This is a genomic window from Thalassospira sp. B30-1 (assembly GCF_015767575.1).
GTDB lineage: Bacteria > Pseudomonadota > Alphaproteobacteria > Rhodospirillales > Thalassospiraceae > Thalassospira > Thalassospira xiamenensis.
The window spans coordinates 3,114,036-3,136,326 of record NZ_CP065232.1; the positions used below are offsets into that span (position 1 = coordinate 3,114,036).

At 53.9% G+C, this 22,291-nt stretch carries 23 protein-coding genes; 10 read left to right on the top strand and 13 right to left on the bottom strand.

The features are described 5' to 3' along the window. Positions 1 to 175: 175 nt before the first annotated feature. The gene (locus tag IT971_RS14705) at positions 176 to 1,312 is read right to left on the bottom strand and encodes a C4-dicarboxylate TRAP transporter substrate-binding protein (protein ID WP_063093972.1); all 1,137 of its coding nucleotides are present in this window, start codon (positions 1,310 to 1,312) and stop codon (positions 176 to 178) included. Between the two features lie 208 nt (positions 1,313 to 1,520). On the opposite strand from IT971_RS14705, the gene IT971_RS14710 reads away from it, so the two are divergent. Further along, positions 1,521 to 2,198, top strand: coding sequence for a TetR/AcrR family transcriptional regulator (locus IT971_RS14710; RefSeq protein ID WP_051682366.1), 678 nt, complete (start codon positions 1,521 to 1,523; stop codon positions 2,196 to 2,198). A 147-nt stretch (positions 2,199 to 2,345) separates the two neighbouring features. Here IT971_RS14710 and IT971_RS22440 read toward each other — a convergent pair whose 3' ends face one another. From IT971_RS22440 to IT971_RS14745, 9 genes are all read right to left on the bottom strand, one after another. After that, positions 2,346 to 2,645 carry a hypothetical protein gene (locus tag IT971_RS22440; RefSeq protein WP_252724156.1) on the bottom strand — a complete coding sequence of 100 codons (300 nt, stop codon included), beginning with the start codon at positions 2,643 to 2,645 and terminating at the stop codon, positions 2,346 to 2,348. Continuing rightward, complete coding sequence (locus IT971_RS22445; protein ID WP_371734415.1) at positions 2,620 to 3,534, bottom strand: aldehyde dehydrogenase family protein; 915 nt, start codon at positions 3,532 to 3,534, stop codon at positions 2,620 to 2,622. The genes IT971_RS22440 and IT971_RS22445 overlap by 26 nt, the downstream gene beginning before the upstream one ends. Then, complete coding sequence (locus IT971_RS22450) at positions 3,435 to 3,860, bottom strand: aldehyde dehydrogenase family protein (RefSeq protein ID WP_252724157.1); 426 nt, start codon at positions 3,858 to 3,860, stop codon at positions 3,435 to 3,437. Before IT971_RS22450 ends, IT971_RS22445 begins: the two co-directional genes overlap by 100 nt. A gap of 21 nt (positions 3,861 to 3,881) precedes the next feature. Then, positions 3,882 to 4,868 (bottom strand): AraD1 family protein, encoded by a 987-nt coding sequence (araD1, locus tag IT971_RS14720; protein ID WP_037991667.1) that lies wholly within the window; start codon positions 4,866 to 4,868, stop codon positions 3,882 to 3,884. Between the two features lie 11 nt (positions 4,869 to 4,879). Next, positions 4,880 to 6,052: an L-rhamnonate dehydratase gene (locus IT971_RS14725; protein ID WP_063096090.1), complete on the bottom strand. Its 1,173-nt coding sequence runs from the start codon at positions 6,050 to 6,052 to the stop codon at positions 4,880 to 4,882. 188 nt (positions 6,053 to 6,240) lie between these two features. Continuing rightward, entirely contained in the window at positions 6,241 to 7,263 is a 1,023-nt protein-coding gene (locus IT971_RS14730) for a 4-hydroxythreonine-4-phosphate dehydrogenase PdxA (protein ID WP_063096088.1), read from the bottom strand. Further along, on the bottom strand, positions 7,260 to 8,546 hold the full coding sequence (locus tag IT971_RS14735) for a TRAP transporter large permease (protein WP_223305179.1): 1,287 nt from the start codon (positions 8,544 to 8,546) through the stop codon (positions 7,260 to 7,262). The genes IT971_RS14730 and IT971_RS14735 overlap by 4 nt, the downstream gene beginning before the upstream one ends. Further along, positions 8,543 to 9,097 carry a TRAP transporter small permease gene (locus IT971_RS14740; protein ID WP_063096086.1) on the bottom strand — a complete coding sequence of 185 codons (555 nt, stop codon included), beginning with the start codon at positions 9,095 to 9,097 and terminating at the stop codon, positions 8,543 to 8,545. Before IT971_RS14740 ends, IT971_RS14735 begins: the two co-directional genes overlap by 4 nt. A 71-nt stretch (positions 9,098 to 9,168) precedes the next feature. After that, complete coding sequence (locus IT971_RS14745) at positions 9,169 to 10,167, bottom strand: TRAP transporter substrate-binding protein (RefSeq protein WP_082822601.1); 999 nt, start codon at positions 10,165 to 10,167, stop codon at positions 9,169 to 9,171. Between the two features lie 316 nt (positions 10,168 to 10,483). On the opposite strand from IT971_RS14745, the gene IT971_RS14750 reads away from it, so the two are divergent. Beyond that, positions 10,484 to 11,242, top strand: coding sequence for a GntR family transcriptional regulator (locus IT971_RS14750; protein ID WP_196871073.1), 759 nt, complete (start codon positions 10,484 to 10,486; stop codon positions 11,240 to 11,242). Positions 11,243 to 11,566: 324 nt separating this feature from the next. On the opposite strand, the gene IT971_RS14755 is transcribed toward IT971_RS14750, so the two are convergent. The 3 genes from IT971_RS14755 to IT971_RS14765 form a co-directional block, all read right to left on the bottom strand. Next, positions 11,567 to 12,295, bottom strand: coding sequence for an SDR family oxidoreductase (locus IT971_RS14755; RefSeq protein ID WP_063096084.1), 729 nt, complete (start codon positions 12,293 to 12,295; stop codon positions 11,567 to 11,569). A 28-nt stretch (positions 12,296 to 12,323) separates the two neighbouring features. Beyond that, positions 12,324 to 13,055 carry an SDR family oxidoreductase gene (locus tag IT971_RS14760; protein WP_063096082.1) on the bottom strand — a complete coding sequence of 244 codons (732 nt, stop codon included), beginning with the start codon at positions 13,053 to 13,055 and terminating at the stop codon, positions 12,324 to 12,326. A gap of 97 nt (positions 13,056 to 13,152) precedes the next feature. Then, on the bottom strand, positions 13,153 to 14,109 hold the full coding sequence (locus IT971_RS14765) for a sugar-binding transcriptional regulator (RefSeq protein WP_063096080.1): 957 nt from the start codon (positions 14,107 to 14,109) through the stop codon (positions 13,153 to 13,155). A gap of 210 nt (positions 14,110 to 14,319) precedes the next feature. Between IT971_RS14765 and IT971_RS14770 the strand changes: the two genes are divergently transcribed. The 8 genes from IT971_RS14770 (at position 14,320) to xylB (ending at position 22,199) form a co-directional block, all read left to right on the top strand. Then, positions 14,320 to 15,753 carry an extracellular solute-binding protein gene (locus IT971_RS14770; protein ID WP_037991671.1) on the top strand — a complete coding sequence of 478 codons (1,434 nt, stop codon included), beginning with the start codon at positions 14,320 to 14,322 and terminating at the stop codon, positions 15,751 to 15,753. Between the two features lie 118 nt (positions 15,754 to 15,871). Beyond that, positions 15,872 to 16,750, top strand: a complete 879-nt coding sequence (locus tag IT971_RS14775) for a carbohydrate ABC transporter permease (RefSeq protein ID WP_063096078.1) — start codon at positions 15,872 to 15,874, stop codon at positions 16,748 to 16,750. Between the two features lie 4 nt (positions 16,751 to 16,754). Next, positions 16,755 to 17,591 (top strand): carbohydrate ABC transporter permease, encoded by an 837-nt coding sequence (locus tag IT971_RS14780; protein WP_063096076.1) that lies wholly within the window; start codon positions 16,755 to 16,757, stop codon positions 17,589 to 17,591. Positions 17,592 to 17,595: 4 nt separating this feature from the next. After that, positions 17,596 to 17,853, top strand: a complete 258-nt coding sequence (locus IT971_RS14785; RefSeq protein ID WP_063096074.1) for a DUF2160 family membrane protein — start codon at positions 17,596 to 17,598, stop codon at positions 17,851 to 17,853. Between the two features lie 4 nt (positions 17,854 to 17,857). Next, a complete protein-coding gene (locus tag IT971_RS14790) occupies positions 17,858 to 18,910 on the top strand; it encodes an NAD(P)-dependent alcohol dehydrogenase (RefSeq protein ID WP_063096072.1) in 1,053 nt (350 codons plus the stop codon). 11 nt (positions 18,911 to 18,921) lie between these two features. Next, complete coding sequence (locus tag IT971_RS14795) at positions 18,922 to 19,983, top strand: ABC transporter ATP-binding protein (protein WP_063096070.1); 1,062 nt, start codon at positions 18,922 to 18,924, stop codon at positions 19,981 to 19,983. Positions 19,984 to 19,992: 9 nt separating this feature from the next. After that, the gene (locus IT971_RS14800) at positions 19,993 to 20,682 is read left to right on the top strand and encodes an HAD family phosphatase (protein ID WP_063096068.1); all 690 of its coding nucleotides are present in this window, start codon (positions 19,993 to 19,995) and stop codon (positions 20,680 to 20,682) included. 65 nt (positions 20,683 to 20,747) lie between these two features. Beyond that, on the top strand, positions 20,748 to 22,199 hold the full coding sequence (gene xylB, locus IT971_RS14805) for a xylulokinase (protein WP_063096066.1): 1,452 nt from the start codon (positions 20,748 to 20,750) through the stop codon (positions 22,197 to 22,199). Positions 22,200 to 22,291 lie beyond the last annotated feature (92 nt).

The window sequence follows — 22,291 nt, forward strand, 5'->3', positions numbered from 1 at the left end:
CCTGAAATATCTTGATCAGGATTAAAGGACATGAATACCGCTCCGCTTCGTGCCGGAATTACATTTCAGGCTTGGCCGACGCTCCGGGAGACAAGGGACACACTGTCGTAGTGCCAGGTGCAAAGAGCGTCGGCCAAAGGCAAATGCCGCATCCTGATGGATCGGGCAAATGGGCCTATTTTATGCCGTAGGAAGCTGGATCGAGATCGCCATAGATTTCCTTGGCAGCGATCGCCGCGAGGGCATCGACATTACTGCGATCTGCATGTTCCAGCAGTCCCTCCCATTTTGCATAGGTGAACCGGAAATCGTCGATCAGATCCGCGCCGTCAGCGACACCATATTTTTGTTCGGCAATCGTATAAATCTCGCCCAACACTTTCTCGCGGAATTCTTCGACCGACGCCATCAGCTCTGGGGACGGCTGACTGACTTCATTGCCCTTCGCTTTTGCCTCTTCAAGTGCCGCTTCCGAGCGCGCAATGTAATTCACGGCCATGTTTGCCATGCTATAAGCCGTTGCATCCATAAGCTGCTTGCGTTGTGCTGAGGTCAGATCTGCCCAGAAACCGGCGTTAAAGCCCCATTCTGGACCAGTCCAATACATCCCGGTCGGCAGTTCGGTGGTATAAGGTGCAACTTCCCACAGAGAGCGGTCAATCAGGTCATTGGCGGCATTACTTGCGCAATCAAGTGTCCCCCGTTCAAGGCCGGTATACATTTCACTTGATGGAACGTTTACGGGAATCCCCCCAACTTCCTCGACCCATTTTGAGACACTCGATCCGGCAGTGCGGATACGCTTGCCCTTTATGTCTTCAAGGGTGCGAACCGGCTTGCTGCAAAAAAGGATATAAGGGGGCGTTGCATAGGCACCAAGATAAACAATGCCATTATCAGCCCATTCCTTAAGCTGAACTGCGTTGTGCATGCTGAAATCTGCAGCGGCAAAGATCGCTGTCAACGGATCAGAATAGTTAAAACCAAGTTCCTGAATGGCATTTGCCACAGGCAGCTCTGAAGGCGTATAGACCGCCGCGATGTTCGCGACATTGGCAATATTATCGCGCGCCCCCTGAAGGCTTGCGCGCGGCGCCAAAAGAACAGATCCGGTATAAACTTCAGGTGACAGATCGCCGCCCGAAATCTCGCGAACCTTTTCCGCCCATTCGACATAGCCGAATTTGCTGAGTGGATGTTCTGCATCATAAAACGAGTTGGCAATGAAGCTGGTTTCCGCATGTGCGGTGAAAGCGCCACCTGCTGCAAAAACAGCGGCAATTGCCGGAAGGATCAATTTTTTACCAAGCATCTAGGTCTCCATGTTCAGATCGTGACGGCCACTCTGGTCTGACGTGTCTTGCTACCGATTGCCGGATTAAGTCCGTTCGGCTTTGTTCTTGATAAAAACATACAGACTAGTCTGCTTGTAAATGTCAATATTTATAAATGGACTTGTGGGATCAAACCCGGTTGAAATAAGTTATGACGCAACAACGAAAGCAGGAGCGTTACGCCTTATGGCATTGAAAAATCAGGCATCAGAGCTCTCTGACGCGACAGAAAAAAAAAGTTCGCCCCGGAAACGTCGCACACAGGCAGAACGATCAAGTGATACGCGAAAACGCGTATGCCAAGCGACCCTCCAGGCTCTCATCGAGATCGGGTACGAGCGAATCTCGACTCAGGAAATTGCCACTCGGGCAAAGGTATCTCGCGGGGCGCTAACCCATCAGTTCCCCACCCGCAACGAGCTGATTGTTGCGGCCTTTGATTATCTGATGCGTTCATGGGAAAACGACTGGCCTTTTGATGACGCCCAAAACCGCCCGAGCATGAAAACCGACGAACTTATCGACGTTCTGTGGGAAAAACTGTTCGAACCCGACAAATACATGGCGGCACTCGAACTGATGCTGGCAGCTCGCCTTGACGATGATTTAGGCCGCGACCTGCGCAACACCATGGCGCGATGGACAACCAAGCGCGACAATATCATTGCTGAAATACTCGGCGTTTCTCAGGATTGTGAACGCACGCGCACCTTCATCCAGATCAATCTCTGCATGCTACGTGGGCTTGCGGTCCATAAGAGCTTCGACAATGAGCCGGATGTTGCCAAAAGAATGCTAAATCAATGGAAGGAAATCCTGCGTCATCTCGCAGAATCCGGAAAATTCCCAAATGATGCTTCCTGATGCCCCTCCCTGATGCAAAGTCACGACACTGACAATCCCAAGAAAAATCAAGTGTAAGACCAAGCGCGGAAAAAAGGGCACCCGAACCGTGAAAGCCGATTTCTGCGAAAACAAAAACCATTTCACGGCCCGGGATGAAAGCTCAGATCAGGCGATATCCACCGGCAGGACATCCGCCGGGATGTTCTGATAGCAGACCGGACGCAGGAAGCGACGGATCGACATGGTACCAACCGACGTCGCACCGAAATTGGTCGATGCCGGGTATGGCCCGCCATGCACCATGGTGTCGCAAACCTCGACCCCGGTCGGGAAACCATTGGCCAGAATACGCCCCGCCTTGCGTTCAAGGATCGGCAGCAACGAACGCGCATCCGCCGCATCCCCGCCATCCATATGGATCGTGCAGGTCAGCTGACCTTCAAGCGCCCTGGCAATCGCCTGCATTTCGGCAATGTCCTTCACCCGGACGATCAGAACCAAGCGGCCCAAACACTTCCTCGCCCAGCACATGATTGGCCAGCCAGTTTTCACCGGTGGTCTCAAACAGATACGGCGTCGCATTGCGAAGATCACATGACGTGGTCAGGACTTCCTTGACGCCCGATGTCGCAGCAATACGTTTCGCCCCACTGCGATACGCATCGGCCATGCCATCGGTCAGCATGGTTTGCGCCGCCACATCGCCAAGGCCCGCTTTGGCGGTTGTGACAAACGCATCGGCATCCGGCCCATCCAGAACAACCGCAATCCCCGGATTGGTGCAGAACTGCCCTGCCCCCATGGTCAGCGACCCGACCCAGCCCCTGGCGAGTTCTTCGGTGCGCGCACTCATGGCGTTCGGCAGCAGGAACATCGGATTGACCGAGCCCAACTCGCCAAAGAACGGGATTGGCTCCGGACGCTGCGCGCACAGATCGAACAACGCACGACCACCGTCCAACGACCCGGTAAAGCCGACCGCCTTGATCAGCGGATGCTGCACCAGGCTCTGGCCGACATCGCGCTTGCCACCCTGGATCAGGCTGAACACACCGGGATGAATGCCACATGCCTTGACCACAACATCAATCGCCTGCGCAACAATCTCGCCGGTACCCGGATGGGCCGAATGGCCCTTGACCACGACCGGGCAACCAGCTGCAAGGGCGGCGGCGGTATCGCCACCAGCGACCGAGAATGCCAGCGGGAAGTTCGACGCACCAAACACCGCCACCGGGCCAATCGGGCGCTGCATCAGACGCAGATCCGGGCGCGGCAGGGGGGCGCGATCCGGAAGCGCTTCGTCATGACGGCGATCAAGATAATCACCGGCAAGGATATGGCTGGCAAACAGGCGAAGCTGGCCAACGTACGGCCACGTTCCCCATTCAGGCGCGCTTCCGGCAGGCCGGTTTCCTGGGTACCGATTTCGGTGATTTCCGCACCGCGGGCATCGATTTCATCGGCGATCCTATTCAGGAACTTCGCCCGTTCTTCGCGGGTGGAATAGCCATAGGACCAGAATGCTTCCTCGGCGGCCCTGGCAGCCTGATCGACCAGGGCTGGGGTGCCGACCGGGAAAGTATTGGCCGGACCATGGGCCGGTTCAGACTGGAAGGTCTGCTCGCCCGCCACCCACTGGCCGGCAATCAGATGTTTTCCTGTCAGGTTATAGGACATGAGTTTCCCCTGTTTGCTTGATCAGATCACGCGGACTTTAACCGGCTCTTCTGGCTGGACCGCAAGGCGGTTGCGCAACGGGCGCCCGAAAGGCTTTGCCTCGATTTCGAATTCATCCCCGTCGCGGGTTTGAATGCCATCGGCAAAACTGAGCGTCGCCGTTCCAAAGAAATGCAAATGGATGTCCCCAGGGCGTCGGAAAATATCATATTTGAAATGGTGATATTCCAGATTGTCGATGGAATGAGACATGTTCTCTTCCCCACTGACAAACGGCTTCTCCCACAGAATGCCACCGTCACGATATACACGTGAAACCCCTTCGACATGCCCCGGCAGGTCACCAAGCAATAATTCAGGCCCAATGGCACAGGCACGAAGCTTGGAATGAGCAAGATACAGATAGTTCTGCCGCTCCATCACATGATCGGAAAATTCATTCCCGATCACAAAACCGATGCGCACCGGAAAGCCATCAGGATCATTGATATAGACCCCGGCAATTTCCGGCTCCTCGCTGCCATCAAGGGCAAAAGACGGACTTGGGATATCATCGCCAGGTGCCGCAATGATCGAACCATCGCCTTTGTAAAACCATTCGGGCTGAATTCCCTTTTCCCCCGAAGGCGGCTTTCCACCCTCAAGCCCCATTCGGAACATCTTCATTGAGTCTGTTTCATCTGCGGCCTTACTGGCGGCCTGATGCATATTTGCCCGTGCCGATGCCGATCCCAAATGGGTCAAACCGGTTCCCGTCACCAGAAGATGCGCAGGATCGGGATGATCAATCGGCGACAGCAACCGCCCTGCAGATGCAATCACATCATAGCTTTCGCGGGCCTCGTCGAAGCGGCATTCCGCCGCTTCGATCATGGTCATGCCCCGGTCGATGGCAATTGCTGCCAGATCGCGAACCGTGTCTACCCCGGCCAACGGGGCGACTTTGTCACCATCAACAACGCCAACCCGGCGCTTGCCGTTTTCGGCAATGAATTGAACCAAACGCATGATCATGACCCCTATTCGATGATCTCGAATTCACCAAGCGCATCCTCGGCGATTTCAAGCCCCAGACCGGGCAGATCATCATCAAGATCAATGAAACCGTTCTTTGGCACCGGGTCGCCTTTGAAGACGTAGTAGAACAGTTCGTTTCCGACCTCGACATCAAAGACCGGGAAGAATTCCGATATCGGGCAGTTCAGGTTCGCCATCGTCAGGTGATAGTTATGCATCTGACCGGCATGCGGAATGACCGGCACCTGATAGGCTTCCGCCAGTGCATTGATTTTTTGGGCGGCGGTAATACCGCCAACACGGTTGGTGTCATATTGAATGACACTAAGTGCATTCATATCCAACAGCGTCTTGAATCCGAAATTCGTGAACTCATGCTCACCGCCGGAAATCGGCACGATGTTCATGTTGTTCAGTTCGGCATAGCCCGCAAGATCATCGGCAATCACCGGTTCTTCAAGCCAACGCGGCTCGAATTCTGCCAGTTTGGGCAACATGCGCTTGGTATATTCAAGGTTCCAGCCCATGTAACACTCCAGCATCAGATCACGATCCGGACCGATGACTTCGCGTACGGTTTTGACCAGATCAAGGTTCTTGCGCATCCCTGCGGGACCATCTTTCGGTCCCCAGCCAAAGCGCATCTTGACCATATCAAAACCCTGATCGACATAACTCTGGGCCTCTTTGGCAAGCGCATCAATCGACTGACCATAAAGCTTGGACGCATAGACAGGAATCTGCTCCTTGGTTCTACCACCAAGCAACTTGAATACCGGTTTGCCGGTTGCCTTGCCCATGATGTCCCAGATCGCGATATCAATCGCCGAAATTGCCACCATACCAACGCCTTTACGGCCCCACGCATGGGTACGGCGATACATTTTCTGCCACAGATATTCATTGTCGAACGGGTCTTCGCCAATCACCAGCGGCGCAAGATAGGTATCAATGATTTGCTTGGTGATCGTCGGTGCGAGTGCCGCGTTACCAATACCGACAATACCGTTATCGGTTTCAACTTCACAGATCAGCCATTCATGGAACCGGAAGGATCCCATGCTGTCGCCGCGCTCAAAAAGTGCATCGGATGCATTGGTACAGAAATTGGCCTGCGGGGCGACGGTTTTACCGCTCCAGCGCAACACACGTGTGCGGATACTTTTGATTTTCATCGCAATCATCCTTTCAGATGGAGTGCCCGCAAATCGGGCTTTCGAACAAAGCGGTGACGTTCACACAAGACACATGTCCTGGGCGGTCTCCGGATCGAACCAGAATTTATGATTAGAACCTTGCCTCGGGCCGGGTGCGCAGGGAGAACGCAACCCGTCCGACGGCAAAAACAATCAGGTACTGATCGTCAGGCGGCCAATCGGGCCTGACGTCGGCTTCCCGCCATTCTTGCGACAATTTCAAATGCCGCCAAGGTCGCCCCGACATTGGCTTTGCCAAGGCCGGAGATGTCGTAAGCCGTACCATGCGCAGGCGTTGCAACCGGGATCGGAAGCCCCCCCTGCACGGTCACACCACGATCAAAGCCCAGAAGCTTTATCGCGATCTGCCCCTGGTCGTGATACATGGTGACAATCGCATCAAGTTCCCCGGCTTGCGCCTTTAGGAAAATGGTGTCGGCCGGCCATGGCCCATCCGCCGGAAGTCCAAGGTTTTTGGCCTTCTCTACCGCTGGCGCGATAATGTCGATTTCCTCGCGACCAAAATTCCCGCCATCGCCCGCATGCGGGTTAAGAGCAGCAACACCAACCCGTGGCTTATCGATCCCGTTGGCGACAAGAGCATCGGTAATCAGTCGAACCGCATCAACAATCCGGTCGACCGAAATGTTTTCCACGACACGTGCCAGTGCAATATGGCTGGTCACGCGGCTAGTCCACATGCCTTCCATGGTGTTGAATTCACAGATCGGACCATCATGACCAATATGCTCGGCCATATAATGCAGCTCGTCCTCATGGCCCATGCCACCACGGATCATGGCTTCCTTGTTGAACGGCATGAACAAAATGCCATCAACTTTTTCGTCACGTGCAAGGTCAAGGGCGACGTCAAGCGTGCGCAGACTTGCTGCACCGGATTTGGCATCGACCACACCGGGTTTGATCTGATCCGGATCGAAAAATGATGTTTCGATATAGGGATAGGCATCTTTTGGCCAGCTTGCCGGGAGATCCTTGACTGCTGCCAGATTAATATCAAGACCGGAATCCTTGCGGCCGCGTTCAATCAGGCATTTGTCGCCAATCACCACCACATCCGCCTTCTCGCGAATATCACTGCGCGACAGAAGACGCAGAAGCAATTCCGGACCAATACCGTTGGCGTCGCCGGGGATTACCGCCAAACGCGGTTTCACATTAACAGTCATCTATAAAAGAACTCCACAAGCGTCATGGGAATGAAGGGCAGGTAGGTGACCGCCATCAGCACAGCGAACAGCACGCCGATGAAAGGCACATTAACCTTGGTCGTTTCCCAGATATCGGTTTTGGCAATCGAACAGGATGTCACCAGCACACTGGCGACAGGCGGGGTCTGCTGACCAATGGCAAGATTAAGGGTAAGAATGATGCCAAAATGCACGGGATCAATCCCGACCTGCTGGATCAGCGGCAAGACAATCGGCACCACCAGAATGATCGCAGCAGCACCGTGCAATATGCAGCCAAGAACAAGCAAAAGCACATTAAGCAGCATCAGCACGACGAACGGATCATTGGTAAATCCGGTGATCGCCGCAGCCAGCATCTGCGGCAGACCTTCCTCGGTCAGATAAAGACCCAGCACAGCCGAGGTCGCGACCAGCAGCATCACGGTTGCTGTCTGGTTGATCCCTTCGCGCAGGGCATCAAGGAACATCGAAAAATCAAGTTCCCGATAGATGAAGGCCCCGATAACAACCGCGGCAACCACCGCCAGGCCAGCTCCTTCGGTCGCTGTTACCAACCCGCCGAAAATACCGCCCAGAATGATGAATGGCAGGGTCAGTGCCCAGGCCGCTTCACGGAAGGTTTTGCGAACGCGCGCCAGATCAAAACGTTCATCACGCGGAATGTCATATTTTACTGCAAAGTAATAGCTGACACACATCAACCCGAATGCCCCCAGAAGGCCCGGCACGACACCGGCAACAAACAGTTGCACAATCGAGGTATCCGAAAGCGCCCCATAAAGGATCATGGGAATTGACGGCGGGATAATGATCGCAAGGGATGCCGAAGACGACGTTATCGCAGCCGCAAAGGTGCCTTTATATCCCTTGCGCTTCATGCCAGGGATCAGGACCGAACCGGTCGCGGCAACATCCGCCACCGCAGAACCCGAAATTTCGGCAAAGAATAACGACACCCCGATATTGACCATCGCCAGACCGCCGCGCATGAACCCGATCAGGGCCGAAACGAAGTCGATCAGCCGACGCGAAATCGATGAGGTGTTCATCAATGCGCCCGCCAGAATGAATAGCGGGATCGCAATCAGGGGAAAGCTGGTCGCACCGTCAAACAGGGCAAGTGCGGCATTGTAAAAACCCGGAACTCCATGCAGGGAATAAACCCCCACCAGTGCAGCCGCACCGATGGATACCGCAATCGGAACCCCCATAAAGACCAGGAAAAACATCAAAGGAAGAATGACTGAAACGGCCATCATGCTGCCCTTTCATTGAACGGCGCATCGCTTTTCTGCGCCTTGGCAATTTCGTGGTTCATTTCTTCGGTTTCGACATCAAGTGCCGTCACCATGCGCTGCCATGCTTCCGGCAAACTCAGTAATTGACCAATCACGAACAGCGCACAGCCGACCGGAATGACCGATTGAGTGAATTGCAAGCCAACCCAGGGCAACGAAATCAGGGTTTCGCCCCCCATGATCTGAAGAACAAACCAGCCAGCCCACGCCATTGCAGCAAACATCGCAATGACGATGGCCTCGCCCATCAGAAAGACGATCTTGCGCAGGGTCAGAGGCAGGGCAAGAAGAACACCCGAGAAACTGAGGTGGGATCGGCGCACAGCGGCAAGAGCGGCACCGTAATAGGTAATCCAGGCCAGCATCACCGAAGCCACTTCGTCATACCAGACCAGGGAATAACCGCTATAGCGGAAGATCACTGCCAGGATCACGATCAACGCCAGAAACGTGATCAATGTCATGGTAAAGACTTCCAGTGTACGCCGGAACAGAACTGCTGCGAACTGCATCGCGTTCTCTCCTAAGGAAAACGAAGGAAGAAAATGCGGGGCAACCGGACGGATGGTTGCCCCCGCCCGATTTAGTCTGCAGTCGCAAGGGCGGCATCAACCAGTGCCTTGCCGCCATCAATTTCGGATGCGAACTTGTCATAGATCGGCTTGGAAGCTTCAACAAAGGCGGCACGATCAGCCGTATTGACTTCCATACCGCCTGCCGTCAGCTCATCAAGCAGCGCCTTGTCAGCCTTCGCACCGGCATCACGCGACCAAAGGGCCACTTCGCGCGCGGTATTGACCAGAATGTCGCGAACTTCCGGATCAAGGTCATTATAGACCGTAACCGACATGGTCGGATAAGACGGCGAATAGATATGCCCCGAAAGCGTCAGGTATTTCTGCACTTCGTTAAGCTTGGCAGCCTCGATGTTGGTCAGCGGATTTTCCTGACCATCAATGACACCGGTCTGAAGACCGACAAAGACTTCGGAAAAGGCCATCGGCGTCGGGTTCGCACCATAATTCGAGAACATGGCAACCCGCCATTCAGATTGCGGCGTGCGTAACTTGATACCATCAAGATCGGCCGGAACATTGATCGGACGCGCATTGTTGGTGATCTGACGGAAACCGTTCTCCCAAAGAGCAAGGATTTTGTAACCGGCCTCTTCAGCCTGCGGGGCGACGGTCGGCCAGAAAACAGACTCTTCGATTTTTGCCAATTGATCACGATCCTTCACAAGGAACGGCAAATCAAAAAGGGCAAATTTGTCTGCAATGGTCGGCATGGTCGATGACGGCAAAGTAATCTGCACCGTCCCAAGCTTCAGGCGCTGCATCAGCTCTTTGTCCTTGCCCAGCTGGGCAGAGTCAAAAAGCTTCACCGTTGCCTTGTCACCAAGTCGCTCATTGGCAAGACGGGTAAACTCAGCCGCAGTATTCGCCTGAAGCGAACCATGCTCGGCACTGATGGCAAATACGATCTCGTCTGCAGCATTTGCAGTTGCGAGTGCGGACATGGACGTGATGCTGCCAAATGTTACGGCAGCGACAAATTTACGGATACGACCTGTGTGGGTCATGTATTCCTCCCGATTTATATCTATTTCGCTGTTCACCGGTAGCTGGGAACGCACGATCTTTGCCGTGCTTGATTTTGGTATACCATATTGAAGATACCGAGAGTCAACAAAAAATCACCTTAGGTCCGCCTTCATTGACAGAAAATCATAAAATTTGATAAAAAAACAAAAACTTAGGATTAATCATCACTGACAAGATCCACCCTCCTCCAACCCCAAATGGTATACCATATTTTTTGGTATACCATTTTTGCCTTGCTCTTATTCATTACGCATCCTATAGTTTGCGCAATGACGATACGCAGGGAAGAATGGTTTGAGTAACATCACGCTAAACGCCGGATCAGAATCCGACCTCGACACCTACGAGCCGACTGTCGATGCACCACTCGCAACCATCTCGGAGAACAGCGACCTGCCGCTGGCCCAACAGGCAGCAAATGTCCTGCGCGACATGATCGTGCAAGACATCATTCCGCCGGGCAAACCGATCCGCGAACGCACATTGGCTCAACAGCTTAATATATCACGCACCCCCCTGCGCGAAGCCTTGCGGATTCTGGCCGTTGACGGCCTTGTCGAACTTCTGCCTTCACGCGGTGCGATTGCGGCAAATCCAAGCCCCGAAGACGTCAAGCACATGCTTGAATTTCTTGGCGGGATCGAAGGTCTTGCCGGGGAACTGGCCTGCAAACGCGCGACCGACGAAGAAATCGACGAAATCCGTGCCCTGCATTACGAAATGCTTGCCGCCTTTGCCCGCAAGGACCGCCTCGCCTATTTCAAACTCAACCAGCGGATTCACCGCGCCCTTGTAATGGCATCGGGAAATCCATTGCTGATTGAAACCCATGAACGCATGAATGCGCGACTTTATCGCATCCGTTATCGATCCAACATGCGCAATACAAAATGGCCAACCGCGATTAGCGAGCATGAGGAAATTCTGAAAGCCATTGAAAGTCGTGATGCCGCCAAACTGAATGACCTGATGCGCAACCACCTCGGCAGCACATGGATCAAAGTCAGCGAAGACGGTCAAGTCGGCACCGCGGATCATCACGATAACGATTAATCCAGAAACACACGAACCGGCACTGCTGGAACTGGCTCCCGCGAAAGCGGGGGCCTTCTTTTTTGACTGCAATCAATAAAAAGCTTGGCAACCGCTGGCTGGCTATGGCTCCCCGGCGAAATTCTGCCAACTCGTGCAACAATCGGCGTCAATGAACTTGGCGCAAATACCCTGATCGAAGTCGTGGTATCTGCGGCCAAATAGCAACCTGCTATAGCGTCTTTCAATTGGCGGTAAGTTTAACAACCTAGCCGCAACGCAAATGTTGATCTTTGGCACAGGCACATCAAGAAATTTCAAGATGCCTGTGCCTAAACCGTAAAGTTAGATATCAAAGTTGGTGGGCAAAACGATCATGTCACGGATCGTCACCGTACGCGGGCGCGACAGCATGTAAATCACCGCGTCTGATACTTCCTCCGGATCAAGCAGCGCGCCATTTTCCTTGGCTTTACGCAGGTTCTCTTCAGGCCAGTCTGCCAAAAGGGCCGAAACGACCGGCCCCGGCGAAACTTGTGCGACACGAATGCCGTGTTTGTTTAGCTGGCGACGCATGGTTTGCACAAAGCAAGTGATTGCCCATTTTGATCCGGAGTAAACCGGCTCCCACTGGATCGGCATATGACCTGCAACGGAAGCCGTCACAATGATGTCTCCGGTTTTGCGTTCCTGCATGTGCGGGATCACATCACGAACATTCTTCATCACGGCATTGACGTTCAGGTTCAGCATCCGGTCAATCGTTGCGGTGTCTGTTTCGGTCAAGTCACCACCGATATAGGAACCTGCATTGCAATGCAGAATGTCGATATGGTCGACCTTTTGCAGGATTTCTGGAACCATCGTAGCACAGCTATCTGCATCAAGCAGATTGGTATGTTGCGCAATAGCATTCGCCCCCAATTCAGTCGTCAACTGAGAAAGGGCATCCTGATTGTAGTCAACCATCACAACCTGTACGCCAGCTTCAAGAAGCGCGCGCGTAGTAGCAAGACCGATGCCCGAGGCAGCGCCAGTGACAACAGCAACTTTGCCCTGAAGGGATTGAGCCATAATTCGTCTCCGATAAAAATGATTGAGATCAGACAGCCAGAAAACCGCCATCCACAGGCAAGACAGCCCCACTGACGAAGGACGCATCGTCGCTCAACAACATGATGATCGAACGGGCAACGTCATCCACCTCGGCAAAGCGCCCTTGGGGGTGACGAACCATCATCGGATCGGCTTTGGCCGGCTCCGACCAGGTCGTCGCGGCAAGTTCGGTCATGGTAATAGTGGGGGCAATGGCATTGACCCGAATACCGTACGGTCCAAGCTCCTTCGCCATAACGCGGGTCGCGCCTTCCAGTCCGGCCTTGGAGGCGGCATAGCACATATGCTCCTCAAACCCGCGATGCCCGGCGATGGATGTAACATTAACAATCGCCCCACCACCACCTGCTCTCACCCGGGCACGTGCAAATTCCTGCGCACAAATCAAAGCCGCCCGCAGGTTGATGCCCATCACGGTTTCATACCCCGCATCGGTCATCTCAAGCACACTTTCAAGGACATTGGTCCCGGCACAATTGATCAGAAAATCTGCCGTCCCTGCTGTCTGCATGGCATTGCGTGCCGCCCTACTGTCGGACAAATCCACCTGAATCGCGCGCGCCCCGATCTGGGCGCTCAGCGCATCAAGATCACCTTGTGTTCTGGCCATGGCGATGACGGAGGCACCGCGTTCAGCCAGAAGATGGGCGCAGGCACGACCGATGCCTTTGCCAGCCCCTGTGATCACGACTGTTTTTCCATTGAATGTATCGGTCATGAAGCGACGTTTCCCTGATAATGATTACGCAATTTGCACCATGGCCGGCTTATTGTTTGCCGCTGCTTTTCTCGTTTTGCGATGCACTCGTTACTGATTAAGTCATGCGTTCCAGCAGAATATCTGCGGTCAGATCATCTGTAACAAGTGTGTCCACCAACCCGCGCTTGATCGCTGCATGAATGATTGGAACCTTGTGTTTGCCGGCCGCCGTCAGGATCTTGTTGGGAATATCTGCTAGCGCGTTCAGGTCGACCCCGACCGTTCGCTCGTTTAGCGGATGGTCAATCTCGTTCCCATCAGCATCAAGAAAACGGCCCAGAACATCCCCGACCGCACCCGCGTCACGCAATTCCTGCATGGTCAGATCCCCTGGCAAACCATATTTCACCATAAATGAAAGATCGGACACATCCCCCACGACCAGCAGGGCTGCATCAGCAGACAGGCACCGCTCGATATGGGATGCATAGATTTCCTGGCTTAAGAAGACGTCTTTATCGACATCATCGGGCAGATAAATCGGTGCAACCAGATGTGAATAGTTGGCGTCAAACCGCTCGGCAAAGCCCGAAGCAATGCTAAAGGCATTAAAGGATGATCCGGCCGCCGTCCCGCCCATCAGGGCAAGAATTTCCAGATCCGGCAGGGAATGAAGCGGCAAACGCTCCATCGCGCGCTGCAATGTTACCCCCCAGGAAACTCCGATCCTTTTCCACGGCTCTGTCTTAAGGGTCGCCGTCAGATAGTGGGCAAGTGCCGCGCCAACAGGGGCGTGATAGTCATAATTGTTATGATCTACCGGCACGACCAGCGCTTTGCCAACACCTGCCTGTTCCAAACGTTTTTGTGCTTCAAGCCGGGTTACAAAAGGCGACTCGATCTGGATTTTCACCAACCCCAGCGACTTTGCTTTCTGAATGGCCTGATTAACACGCAGGCGGGTTACCCCCATATCACGCGCGACTTCCGCCTGTGTCTGGCCGTTCACGTAATAGCGCCAACAGACCTCGGTCACGAAACCTTCGCTATCCTCAAGTGGTTCTCTTGGCATGAATTATTTCCTCTTGTCGCCCTGCACATTGGCCCTGTGCAATTGTCATGTCACGCAAACTAACAAATGTAATTCAAAAATTACAAATGAAAATTTTCACTTGCATCAAATATATTACATATGCATTCTTCCGGCGACCGGAATCGCAAATCCAATGCAGCGCAAGACTGCCAAATGCGATCCCCCATCAATCAACGGGAGGAATATCCAATGAATTTTGCACTCAAAGTGGGCGTCTCAGCCTTCGCCATGGCTGTCGCCTCAAGCACTGCTTATGCTGATGATGCATTCTGGAAAGAAGCAGCCGCCCCCTATCAGGATGTCACACTGCATGGCGTGACGGAATCCACACCGCCATCCAATTACATTCGCGAAGTCCTCGCGCCACAATTCGAGGAACTGACCGGTATCCGCGTTGATATCGAGACCACGTCCTGGGATCAGATGTATGACAAGGCCATCAAGGACATGGAAGCTGGAACCGGCATCTATGACATGGTCTTTATCGAACAGGACATTGTCTATTCCTATCTGGCGCGCGACTTCCTGACAGACACGACCAAACTTCTGGCCGACAATCCGTCCCTTAAGGCACCGACTTACAGCGAGAACAACTTCACCACCTTTGCCGATTACTTCCGTGGTGAAAACGGTCACCTGTATGGCGTCCCTATGGAAGCTTTCATCAAGATCTATCTCTATCGTACCGACCTGTTCAACGATCCGGAAATCAAGGAAGCCTTCAAGGCAGAAACCGGCCACGAACTGAAACCGGCCACCACGCATGAAGAATATGGCGAGATCGCCCGCTTCTTCACCAAGTGGGGCGAAGATCACGATCTGGATCTGTGGGGCACCACCGCACAGGCCCATACCGGCCATCCGGCATCCTGGTACGAGTTCTTTGAAACCATTGCCCCGACTTATGGCGTCTATAACTGGGGCATTGATGCGGACAACAACTATGCCGCATCCGTTGCCAATGGGGGTTCGATGAATAGCCCCGAAGCCAAGGAAGCCATGAAGTGGTGGCTGAGCATGCGCGACATTGCCCCGCCTGAAAGCAATGCTTCGACCTGGACGGAAGTCGGCACCACATTTGGTGCGGGTCGTGTTGCCCAAGGTCTGGTCTATGGTGAAAACGCCGGCTGGATCGCAGCCGATGAATCCAAATCGCTTGTAGTTGGAAAAGTGGGGGTCGCCCTGCCCCCGATGGAAGACGGCATCCTTGAGGAAGTCGAAGGCGGCAAAGGTTATATCGGTTATTACGATGGAGGTGCCTTTGGCATTCCAGCAACGTCAAAAAACCAGAAAGCCGCGATGCTGTTCCTGCAATATATCGGTCAGGACGAAGTTCAGCCGGACTGGGCTGTTGCCGCACCACGTGTGACCAACAAATCGACCTATGACGATCCCAAAGTCCAGGCCATGAACAAAGAACTTGGCGGTTATTATGATCTTCTGCGTGACAAGGGATATCTGTTTGCCGGCGCCCCGGCATATCCGTTCCATGCACAGGTTCGCGAAGCTACTGCACCGATCCTGTATCAAATCCTGACGGGCGACCTTGGCCCGGACGAGGGACTTGATCAGATGGCAGCAAAGGCCGAGGCCGAGCTGACCGATCTTGGCTATCGCAAGTAAGGCCTTTTCCCAACTTACCTTTCATGGTCGCTGCCCCATGGGCAGCGACCAGATCCCGGCATGATCCCCGCTTTGGCGGCGTGACCGCCACACTGCATCTTTTTCCAGGGAGTTGACGATGCAATCCAACAAGCTTGGTTGGATCCTCCTGGCCCCTACGCTGGTGATCCTGTTTTTCTTTGGCGTTTTGCCGTTCCTGTATGTCGTTTTCGTCTCGTTCCATCAATGGAATCCATTTGCGGCATCCCCCGAAATGATTTTCAACGGCGCGGAGAATTTCCGGCGCATCGTCTTTGACAGCGCATTCCTGAATTCGCTGGGCGTGACAGTTGCCTTTGTCATCTTTGCCGTTCTCTCCGAACTGGTGATCGGTTATCTGCTGGCTCAGGCCTTTATGCGGGAATTTCCCGGGAAATCGGTCTTTCGCACGATCCATACACTGCCACTGATTATGGCACCGATCATTGTCGGGTCGGTCTGGAAGCTGATGACCACACCATCCATCGGGATCATCCCTCATTATCTGGATGAATGGTTCGGGATCACGATGAATATCGGGACATCCGCCCCGGCTGCCTTCCTGACCATCGTCATCATGGATATCTGGCACTGGACGCCGCTTGTCACCCTGACCCTGATCGCGGCACTGGTGTCGCTGCCACGCGATCCGTTTGAACAGGCCCAGATCGACGGGGCGAACAAAGCTCAGACATTCTGGCACATCACCCTTCCGATGATCACACCAGCTCTGGTCGCAACCGTTTTCATTCGCCTGATGGATGCCCTGCGCACGGTCGATGAAGTCTGGATGCTAACCGGGGGTGGTCCGGGATCGTCCACCCGTTTCCTTGGCGTGCATATCTTCAAGGAAGTCTTCCCCAAGACCAATTACGGCTATGGCTCTACCATTTCGGTGATCGTGCTGTATCTGACCATCGTGGTTTGCTGGCTGCTCTATGTCAGCATGCTCGCACCGCGCAAGAACCGGAAGGGATAAGACGATGAAAAAGCGCAATCCGCTACTGACAACGCTTTTCTGGATATTGATCAGCCTTCTGACCCTGTTTCCGATCTATTGGCTGTTTGTCATTTCGGTCAAACCCGCGGTTCAGCTTTTCAGCACACCGGACATTCTGGTTAGCAATCCCTATTGGGGGAACTATGTCGAGGTTCTCGGCAATCGGTTGATCCGAAGCTACATGGTCAATTCACTGGTGATTTCGACCGGGAATGCCGTGCTGTGCACAGTGCTTGGTTTCTTTACCTGCTATGCGCTATCGCGTTTCAATTTCCGCGGCAAGGAATCCATCTTTTTCTGGACGATCACCAACCGTATGGCACCGCCCGCGGTGTTCCTGTTGCCGCTTTTCCTGTTGATGACGCAGGTTTACCGGGTTGGCGATTTCACGCTGCTTGATACCCGGATTGGCATGATTCTGGTCTATTGCACCTTTAACCTGCCGTTTGCGATCTGGACCCTGCGCCCGACGATTGACGCCATCCCGCGTGAACTGGATGAAGCCGCCTATGTCGATGGTGCAAGCCCATGGAAAGTTATTACCGAAATCGTTTTTCCGCTTTGTCGGCCCGGGCTTGCCGTGACCCTGATCCTGACCTGGGTGTTTGCCTGGAACGAGTATCTGCTGGCAGCAACACTTACCAATTTCGATGCCCGTACCCTGACCACCGGCCTTTCGGAATATGTCACGACCACCGGGACCGAGTGGGGAATCATGGCCACGATTTCAGTCTTCACCCTGATCCCTGCCCTGATCGTGTTCGGACTGGTTCAAAAACATATTGTTGCCGGTCTGACCTTTGGCGCGGTGAAAGGATAACACCATGACCAGACACAATACGACACAGCTTGATACAGCCTCGCTGACCGAAGACGACACCGAAAAAACCAAGGCCCCGGAAGAACGGCACGGCTTTCTGCCAATCGAAACCAATGCCTTTGACCGGTGCTTTATCTCGGTCGTGATCTGGGTGGCATTGTCCCTGTTCTGGTTCCGCTTCGTGGAGCCAATGGGTCTGTCCATCTGGATTTCGAATGCCATTGCCCTTGCTCTTGCTGTCTTTATCGTCAGGAAAGGATAACGCCATGAAATCGTTGGTTCTGGAAAAAAAAGACGACATCACCCTGCGCGATTTTCCTGCCATTGACCGCGAGGAAGAAGTCCTTGGCCCACGCGACGTGCGCATCAAGATGCATACCGTCGGCATTTGCGGATCGGATGTACATTACTACACCCATGGCCGGATTGGTCCATTTGTGGTCACTGCGCCAATGATCCTGGGGCACGAAGCATCCGGCACCGTGATCGAAACCGGATGCGATGTCACAACGCTGTCCGTTGGTGACCGGGTCTGTATGGAGCCGGGCATCCCCGACCCCAACAGCAAGGCAACCCGCCTTGGCATGTATAATGTTGATCCGGCCGTACGCTTTTGGGCAACCCCGCCGGTACACGGGATTTTGCGCCCGACCTGTGTGCACCCCGAAGCCTTTACCTTCAAGCTTCCCGACAATGTATCCTTTGCCGAGGCCGCCATGGTCGAACCGCTTGCAGTGGGTGTCCACGCCGCCACCAAAGCCCGGATCAAACCGGGCGATATCGCGGTGGTCATCGGCGCTGGCCCCATCGGACTGGTCACCGCATTGTCGGCATTGGCCGGTGGCTGTGCCCGGGTGTATGTCGCCGACCTTGCCGAAAAAAAGCTTGAAATAGCAGCATCCCTAAGTGCGGCGATCATCCCAATTGATGTCAAATCCCAAAACATCCCCGAGGTGATCAAACGCGACACCGATGGCTGGGGGGCCGATATCGTGTTTGAAGCCACCGGCTCGCCCAAGGCTGCCGCCGGGGTTTTTGAACCCCTTTGCCCGGGTGGGTGTGTCGTCATGATTGGCGGTCAGCCTGATCCGATCAGCTATGACGCAGGGGCAGCGATGATCCGGGAAGCCCGGATCGAGAATATTTTCCGTTATGCCCATGTCTTTCCGCGTTGTGTTGCCATGCTGAGTTCCGGCGCAATCGACGTAAAACCCCTGATCACCAGAACATTCGCATTCGAAGACAGCGTGCGCGCATTCGAGATCGCAGCATCCGCCCCACCGGCGGACGTCAAATTGCAGATCGAATTGCCGCAATAGGGAGAAGCCTTATGGCCGACGTAAAAATAGAAAACGTAATCAAGCGCTACGCCAATATTCAGGTCATGCACGGGGTGAATGTCGACATCAAGGATGGCGAGTTTGTCGTCCTGGTGGGGCCGTCTGGTTGTGGCAAATCAACACTGTTGCGCATGCTTGCCGGGCTAGAGGAAATCAGCGAAGGCACCATCTCGATTGGCGGACGGATCGTGAATGATGTTCTGCCGAAAGAACGCGATATTGCAATGGTGTTCCAAAGCTATGCACTTTATCCCCACAAAACGGTGTATGAAAATATCGGCTTCCCGCTCAAGATGGCAAAACGACCGGAAAGCGAGATAAAGCAGAAGGTTACCGACGCCGCCGAAATTCTCGATCTTGCCCATCTTCTTGACCGCTATCCCAAGCAGCTTTCCGGCGGCCAGCGTCAACGTGTCGCCATGGGCCGCGCCATCGTGCGAGATCCGCAAGTCTTCTTGTTTGACGAGCCGCTTTCAAACCTTGATGCCAAACTGCGCGTGACCATGCGCGTTGAGATCAAGGAACTGCATCAGCGTCTTGGCACAACGATTGTCTACGTCACCCATGATCAGATCGAAGCAATGACCATGGCGGACAAAATCGTCGTCATGCGTGATGGCCGGGTCGAGCAGATTGGTTCTCCGTTGGATCTGTATGACAATCCGATAAACGTTTTTGTTGCTGGCTTCATCGGCTCACCTTCGATGAATTTCGTTCATGGCAAGATAACCGAACACAATGGCACGAAGCACTTTGAGTCCGATAACGGCCTGATCCTGCCAATACCACCGACCACAACACCAACGGGAAAATCAGTGACCTACGGCATTCGTCCTGAACATATCGACATTGGCGATGAGGGGATTTCAATGAATGTCGTGGTCGTTGAACCAACAGGTTCTGAAACCCAGATCGTTGCGAAATCAAACGGTGACCTCATTGACGCGCTGGTCAAACAGCGTATCTCTGCCCGCCCCGGTTCCGAACTTCATTATGTGATTGATCCGGTCAACGTGCATCTGTTCGACCGCGATACCGAACTGCGGATATAGGGGAGCCCGATGAATTCACCTGCCGCAGTAATTTTCGACCTCGACGGTTGTCTGGTCGACAGCGAACCCTTGTCGCTTGAGGTCTTGGCAACCGAAATGCACCGCCTCGGAATTGATGGCATTACGGTTAATGATATCCGTGACCGGTTTCTCGGGGTTTCGATCCAAGACATTTGCAGACATGTCTCCGAACGTCTCGGTCAGGCCTGCCCGGACGATTTTATCGACCGGGTCGAAACGCGCCTTCTCAGGGAATATCAAACGCGCCTCCAACAGATTGAGAATGCGGAAATGTTGTTGGATCGGCTTTCCAATGCAGGGATGAAAACGGCACTTGCAACCGGCAGCTCCCTGCGACGAATGGCGGCAACTCTTGAAATATCGGGTCTTGCCGCGCATTTCCCGGGCACCGCATACAGTGCCGAGCAGGTCGCCAATGGCAAACCCGCGCCTGACTTATTCCTGCTTGCCGCAGAGGGCATTGCAACCGATCCCAAAGATTGTGTTGTTATTGAAGACTCTCCGCATGGCGTAAAAGGAGCTATCTCAGCCGGGATGAGAGCTATAGGTTTTGTAGGTGGAACGCATTTACATGATATTCGCTCACATCAAACCCAACTGCTTAAATCCGCCGGTGCGTCAGAAATCTTTGAATGCCTTCTGGACGTTGGAGATGCAATTCTGCACAAGCCTGCGTAACATCAACACATTTGCATGCCATCGCTCAAGATATGGCAGCTTGAATTTCCACAGAAGGCTTTGGGATGACTTTTCTTGGAATTGATCTGGGAACCTCCGGTATCCGCCTACTGCTGATTGACGACGGTGGTGTGCCGATAGGCTCAGCGGAACGCAGCTATCACGCCAGCCATCCGCATCCGGGCTGGTCTGAGCAAAATCCTTCGGACTGGATTGCGGCACTGGAAGATTCCATTGCCGAGCTGCGTGATAATTATCCGCAGTTTGCCGCGCTGCGGGGTATTGGCGTAGCCGGCCATATGCATGGAGCGACACTTCTGGATAACAGCGGACGGGTCTTGCGCCCCTGTATTCTGTGGAATGACACGCGCTCTCATACGCAGGCCGCGCACCTTGATGCGAAAAAACCGTTTCGTGCCATTTCAGGCAATATCGTCTTTCCGGGATTTACCGCCCCGAAACTTGAATGGGTGCGGGAAAACGAACCCGATATTTTTGCAAAAACCGCAAAGGTTCTTCTGCCCGCCGCTTATCTTAACTATTACCTGACCGGGGAATATGTTGCGGACATGTCGGATAGCGCGGGCACATCATGGCTTGATGTGGGTAATCGGACATGGTCGAACACGTTGCTTTCTGCCGGAAACATGCGCCAAGATCAGATGCCCCGCCTTGTCGAAGGTACGGACGAAGCCGGTCGCCTGCGTCGCGCTCTTTTGGACAAATGGGGTCTTGGTGGGCCGGTTTCGGTTGCCGGTGGTGCGGGTGATAATGCAGCAGCGGCCTGTGGCATTGGCGCGCAGAATGAAGGACAGGGATTTGTCTCGCTTGGCACATCTGGTGTGTTGCTATCAGCACGCGACGGCTATCATCCGGCACCAGAAACCGCGTTGCATACATTCTGTCATGCCATCCCGGGAAGATGGTACCAGATGGGCGTTATGCTCTCGGCAACAGATAGTCTGAACTGGCTTGCGCGCATCACCGGTCAAAACCCGACAGAGCTAACTTCAAAGCTTGATGGCAACCTGAAAAAACCCGGCACTGTCCGCTATCTCCCTTATCTGGCGGGGGAAAGAACGCCACATAATGATGCAGAGATCCGTGGCAGCTTCACAGGACTGGCGACCGAAACGAGCCGCGAAGATCTTACGCGTGCCGTGCTTGAAGGTGTTGCGTTTGGTTTGCGAGACAGCTTTGAGGCATTGGCCGCAACCAACGCTAAACTGGATCGTTTGATCGCTATTGGCGGTGGGTCGGCCTCCCGATACTGGATACAGCTGATCGCAACTACTCTTGGCGTCCCATTGTCACTTCCCAAAAGCGGCGAATTTGGAGCAGCACTCGGTGCTGCACGACTTGGCATCACGGCTGCCACCGGTTTGGCCGCGAATAGTGTCATGAGCCTCCCGGAAGTCCGGGAAACAATTGATCCGGACAAAGGCCTGACGAGCACATTTGATGATGCTTATCAAAAGTACAGCTCTGCGTATCTCGCCATAAAATCTTGCCAGTAACATCCTGGATTTTGGCAGGATTAGCGCTCACTTTGTTCGCTCAGCTCCGCCCGACGGGCTCCGCAAAGAACCTGGCAAACAGGCTTGGCCTA

Bases quoted from the DNA above. Each gene is read 5' to 3' on its own strand.
- IT971_RS14705 (WP_063093972.1), bottom strand. From the start codon at position 1,312: ATGCTTGGTAAAAAATTGATCCTTCCGGCAATTGCCGCTGTTTTTGCA.
- IT971_RS14710 (WP_051682366.1), top strand. From the start codon at position 1,521: ATGGCATTGAAAAATCAGGCATCAGAGCTCTCTGACGCGACAGAAAAA.
- IT971_RS22440 (WP_252724156.1), bottom strand. From the start codon at position 2,645: ATGCAGGCGATTGCCAGGGCGCTTGAAGGTCAGCTGACCTGCACGATC.
- IT971_RS22450 (WP_252724157.1), bottom strand. From the start codon at position 3,860: ATGTCCTATAACCTGACAGGAAAACATCTGATTGCCGGCCAGTGGGTG.
- araD1 (WP_037991667.1), bottom strand. From the start codon at position 4,868: ATGCGTTTGGTTCAATTCATTGCCGAAAACGGCAAGCGCCGGGTTGGC.
- IT971_RS14725 (WP_063096090.1), bottom strand. From the start codon at position 6,052: ATGAAAATCAAAAGTATCCGCACACGTGTGTTGCGCTGGAGCGGTAAA.
- IT971_RS14730 (WP_063096088.1), bottom strand. From the start codon at position 7,263: ATGACTGTTAATGTGAAACCGCGTTTGGCGGTAATCCCCGGCGACGCC.
- IT971_RS14735 (WP_223305179.1), bottom strand. From the start codon at position 8,546: ATGATGGCCGTTTCAGTCATTCTTCCTTTGATGTTTTTCCTGGTCTTT.
- IT971_RS14740 (WP_063096086.1), bottom strand. From the start codon at position 9,097: ATGCAGTTCGCAGCAGTTCTGTTCCGGCGTACACTGGAAGTCTTTACC.
- IT971_RS14745 (WP_082822601.1), bottom strand. From the start codon at position 10,167: ATGACCCACACAGGTCGTATCCGTAAATTTGTCGCTGCCGTAACATTT.
- IT971_RS14755 (WP_063096084.1), bottom strand. From the start codon at position 12,295: ATGGCTCAATCCCTTCAGGGCAAAGTTGCTGTTGTCACTGGCGCTGCC.
- IT971_RS14760 (WP_063096082.1), bottom strand. From the start codon at position 13,055: ATGACCGATACATTCAATGGAAAAACAGTCGTGATCACAGGGGCTGGC.
- IT971_RS14765 (WP_063096080.1), bottom strand. From the start codon at position 14,109: ATGCCAAGAGAACCACTTGAGGATAGCGAAGGTTTCGTGACCGAGGTC.
- IT971_RS14770 (WP_037991671.1), top strand. From the start codon at position 14,320: ATGAATTTTGCACTCAAAGTGGGCGTCTCAGCCTTCGCCATGGCTGTC.
- IT971_RS14775 (WP_063096078.1), top strand. From the start codon at position 15,872: ATGCAATCCAACAAGCTTGGTTGGATCCTCCTGGCCCCTACGCTGGTG.
- IT971_RS14780 (WP_063096076.1), top strand. From the start codon at position 16,755: ATGAAAAAGCGCAATCCGCTACTGACAACGCTTTTCTGGATATTGATC.
- IT971_RS14785 (WP_063096074.1), top strand. From the start codon at position 17,596: ATGACCAGACACAATACGACACAGCTTGATACAGCCTCGCTGACCGAA.
- IT971_RS14790 (WP_063096072.1), top strand. From the start codon at position 17,858: ATGAAATCGTTGGTTCTGGAAAAAAAAGACGACATCACCCTGCGCGAT.
- IT971_RS14795 (WP_063096070.1), top strand. From the start codon at position 18,922: ATGGCCGACGTAAAAATAGAAAACGTAATCAAGCGCTACGCCAATATT.
- IT971_RS14800 (WP_063096068.1), top strand. From the start codon at position 19,993: ATGAATTCACCTGCCGCAGTAATTTTCGACCTCGACGGTTGTCTGGTC.
- xylB (WP_063096066.1), top strand. From the start codon at position 20,748: ATGACTTTTCTTGGAATTGATCTGGGAACCTCCGGTATCCGCCTACTG.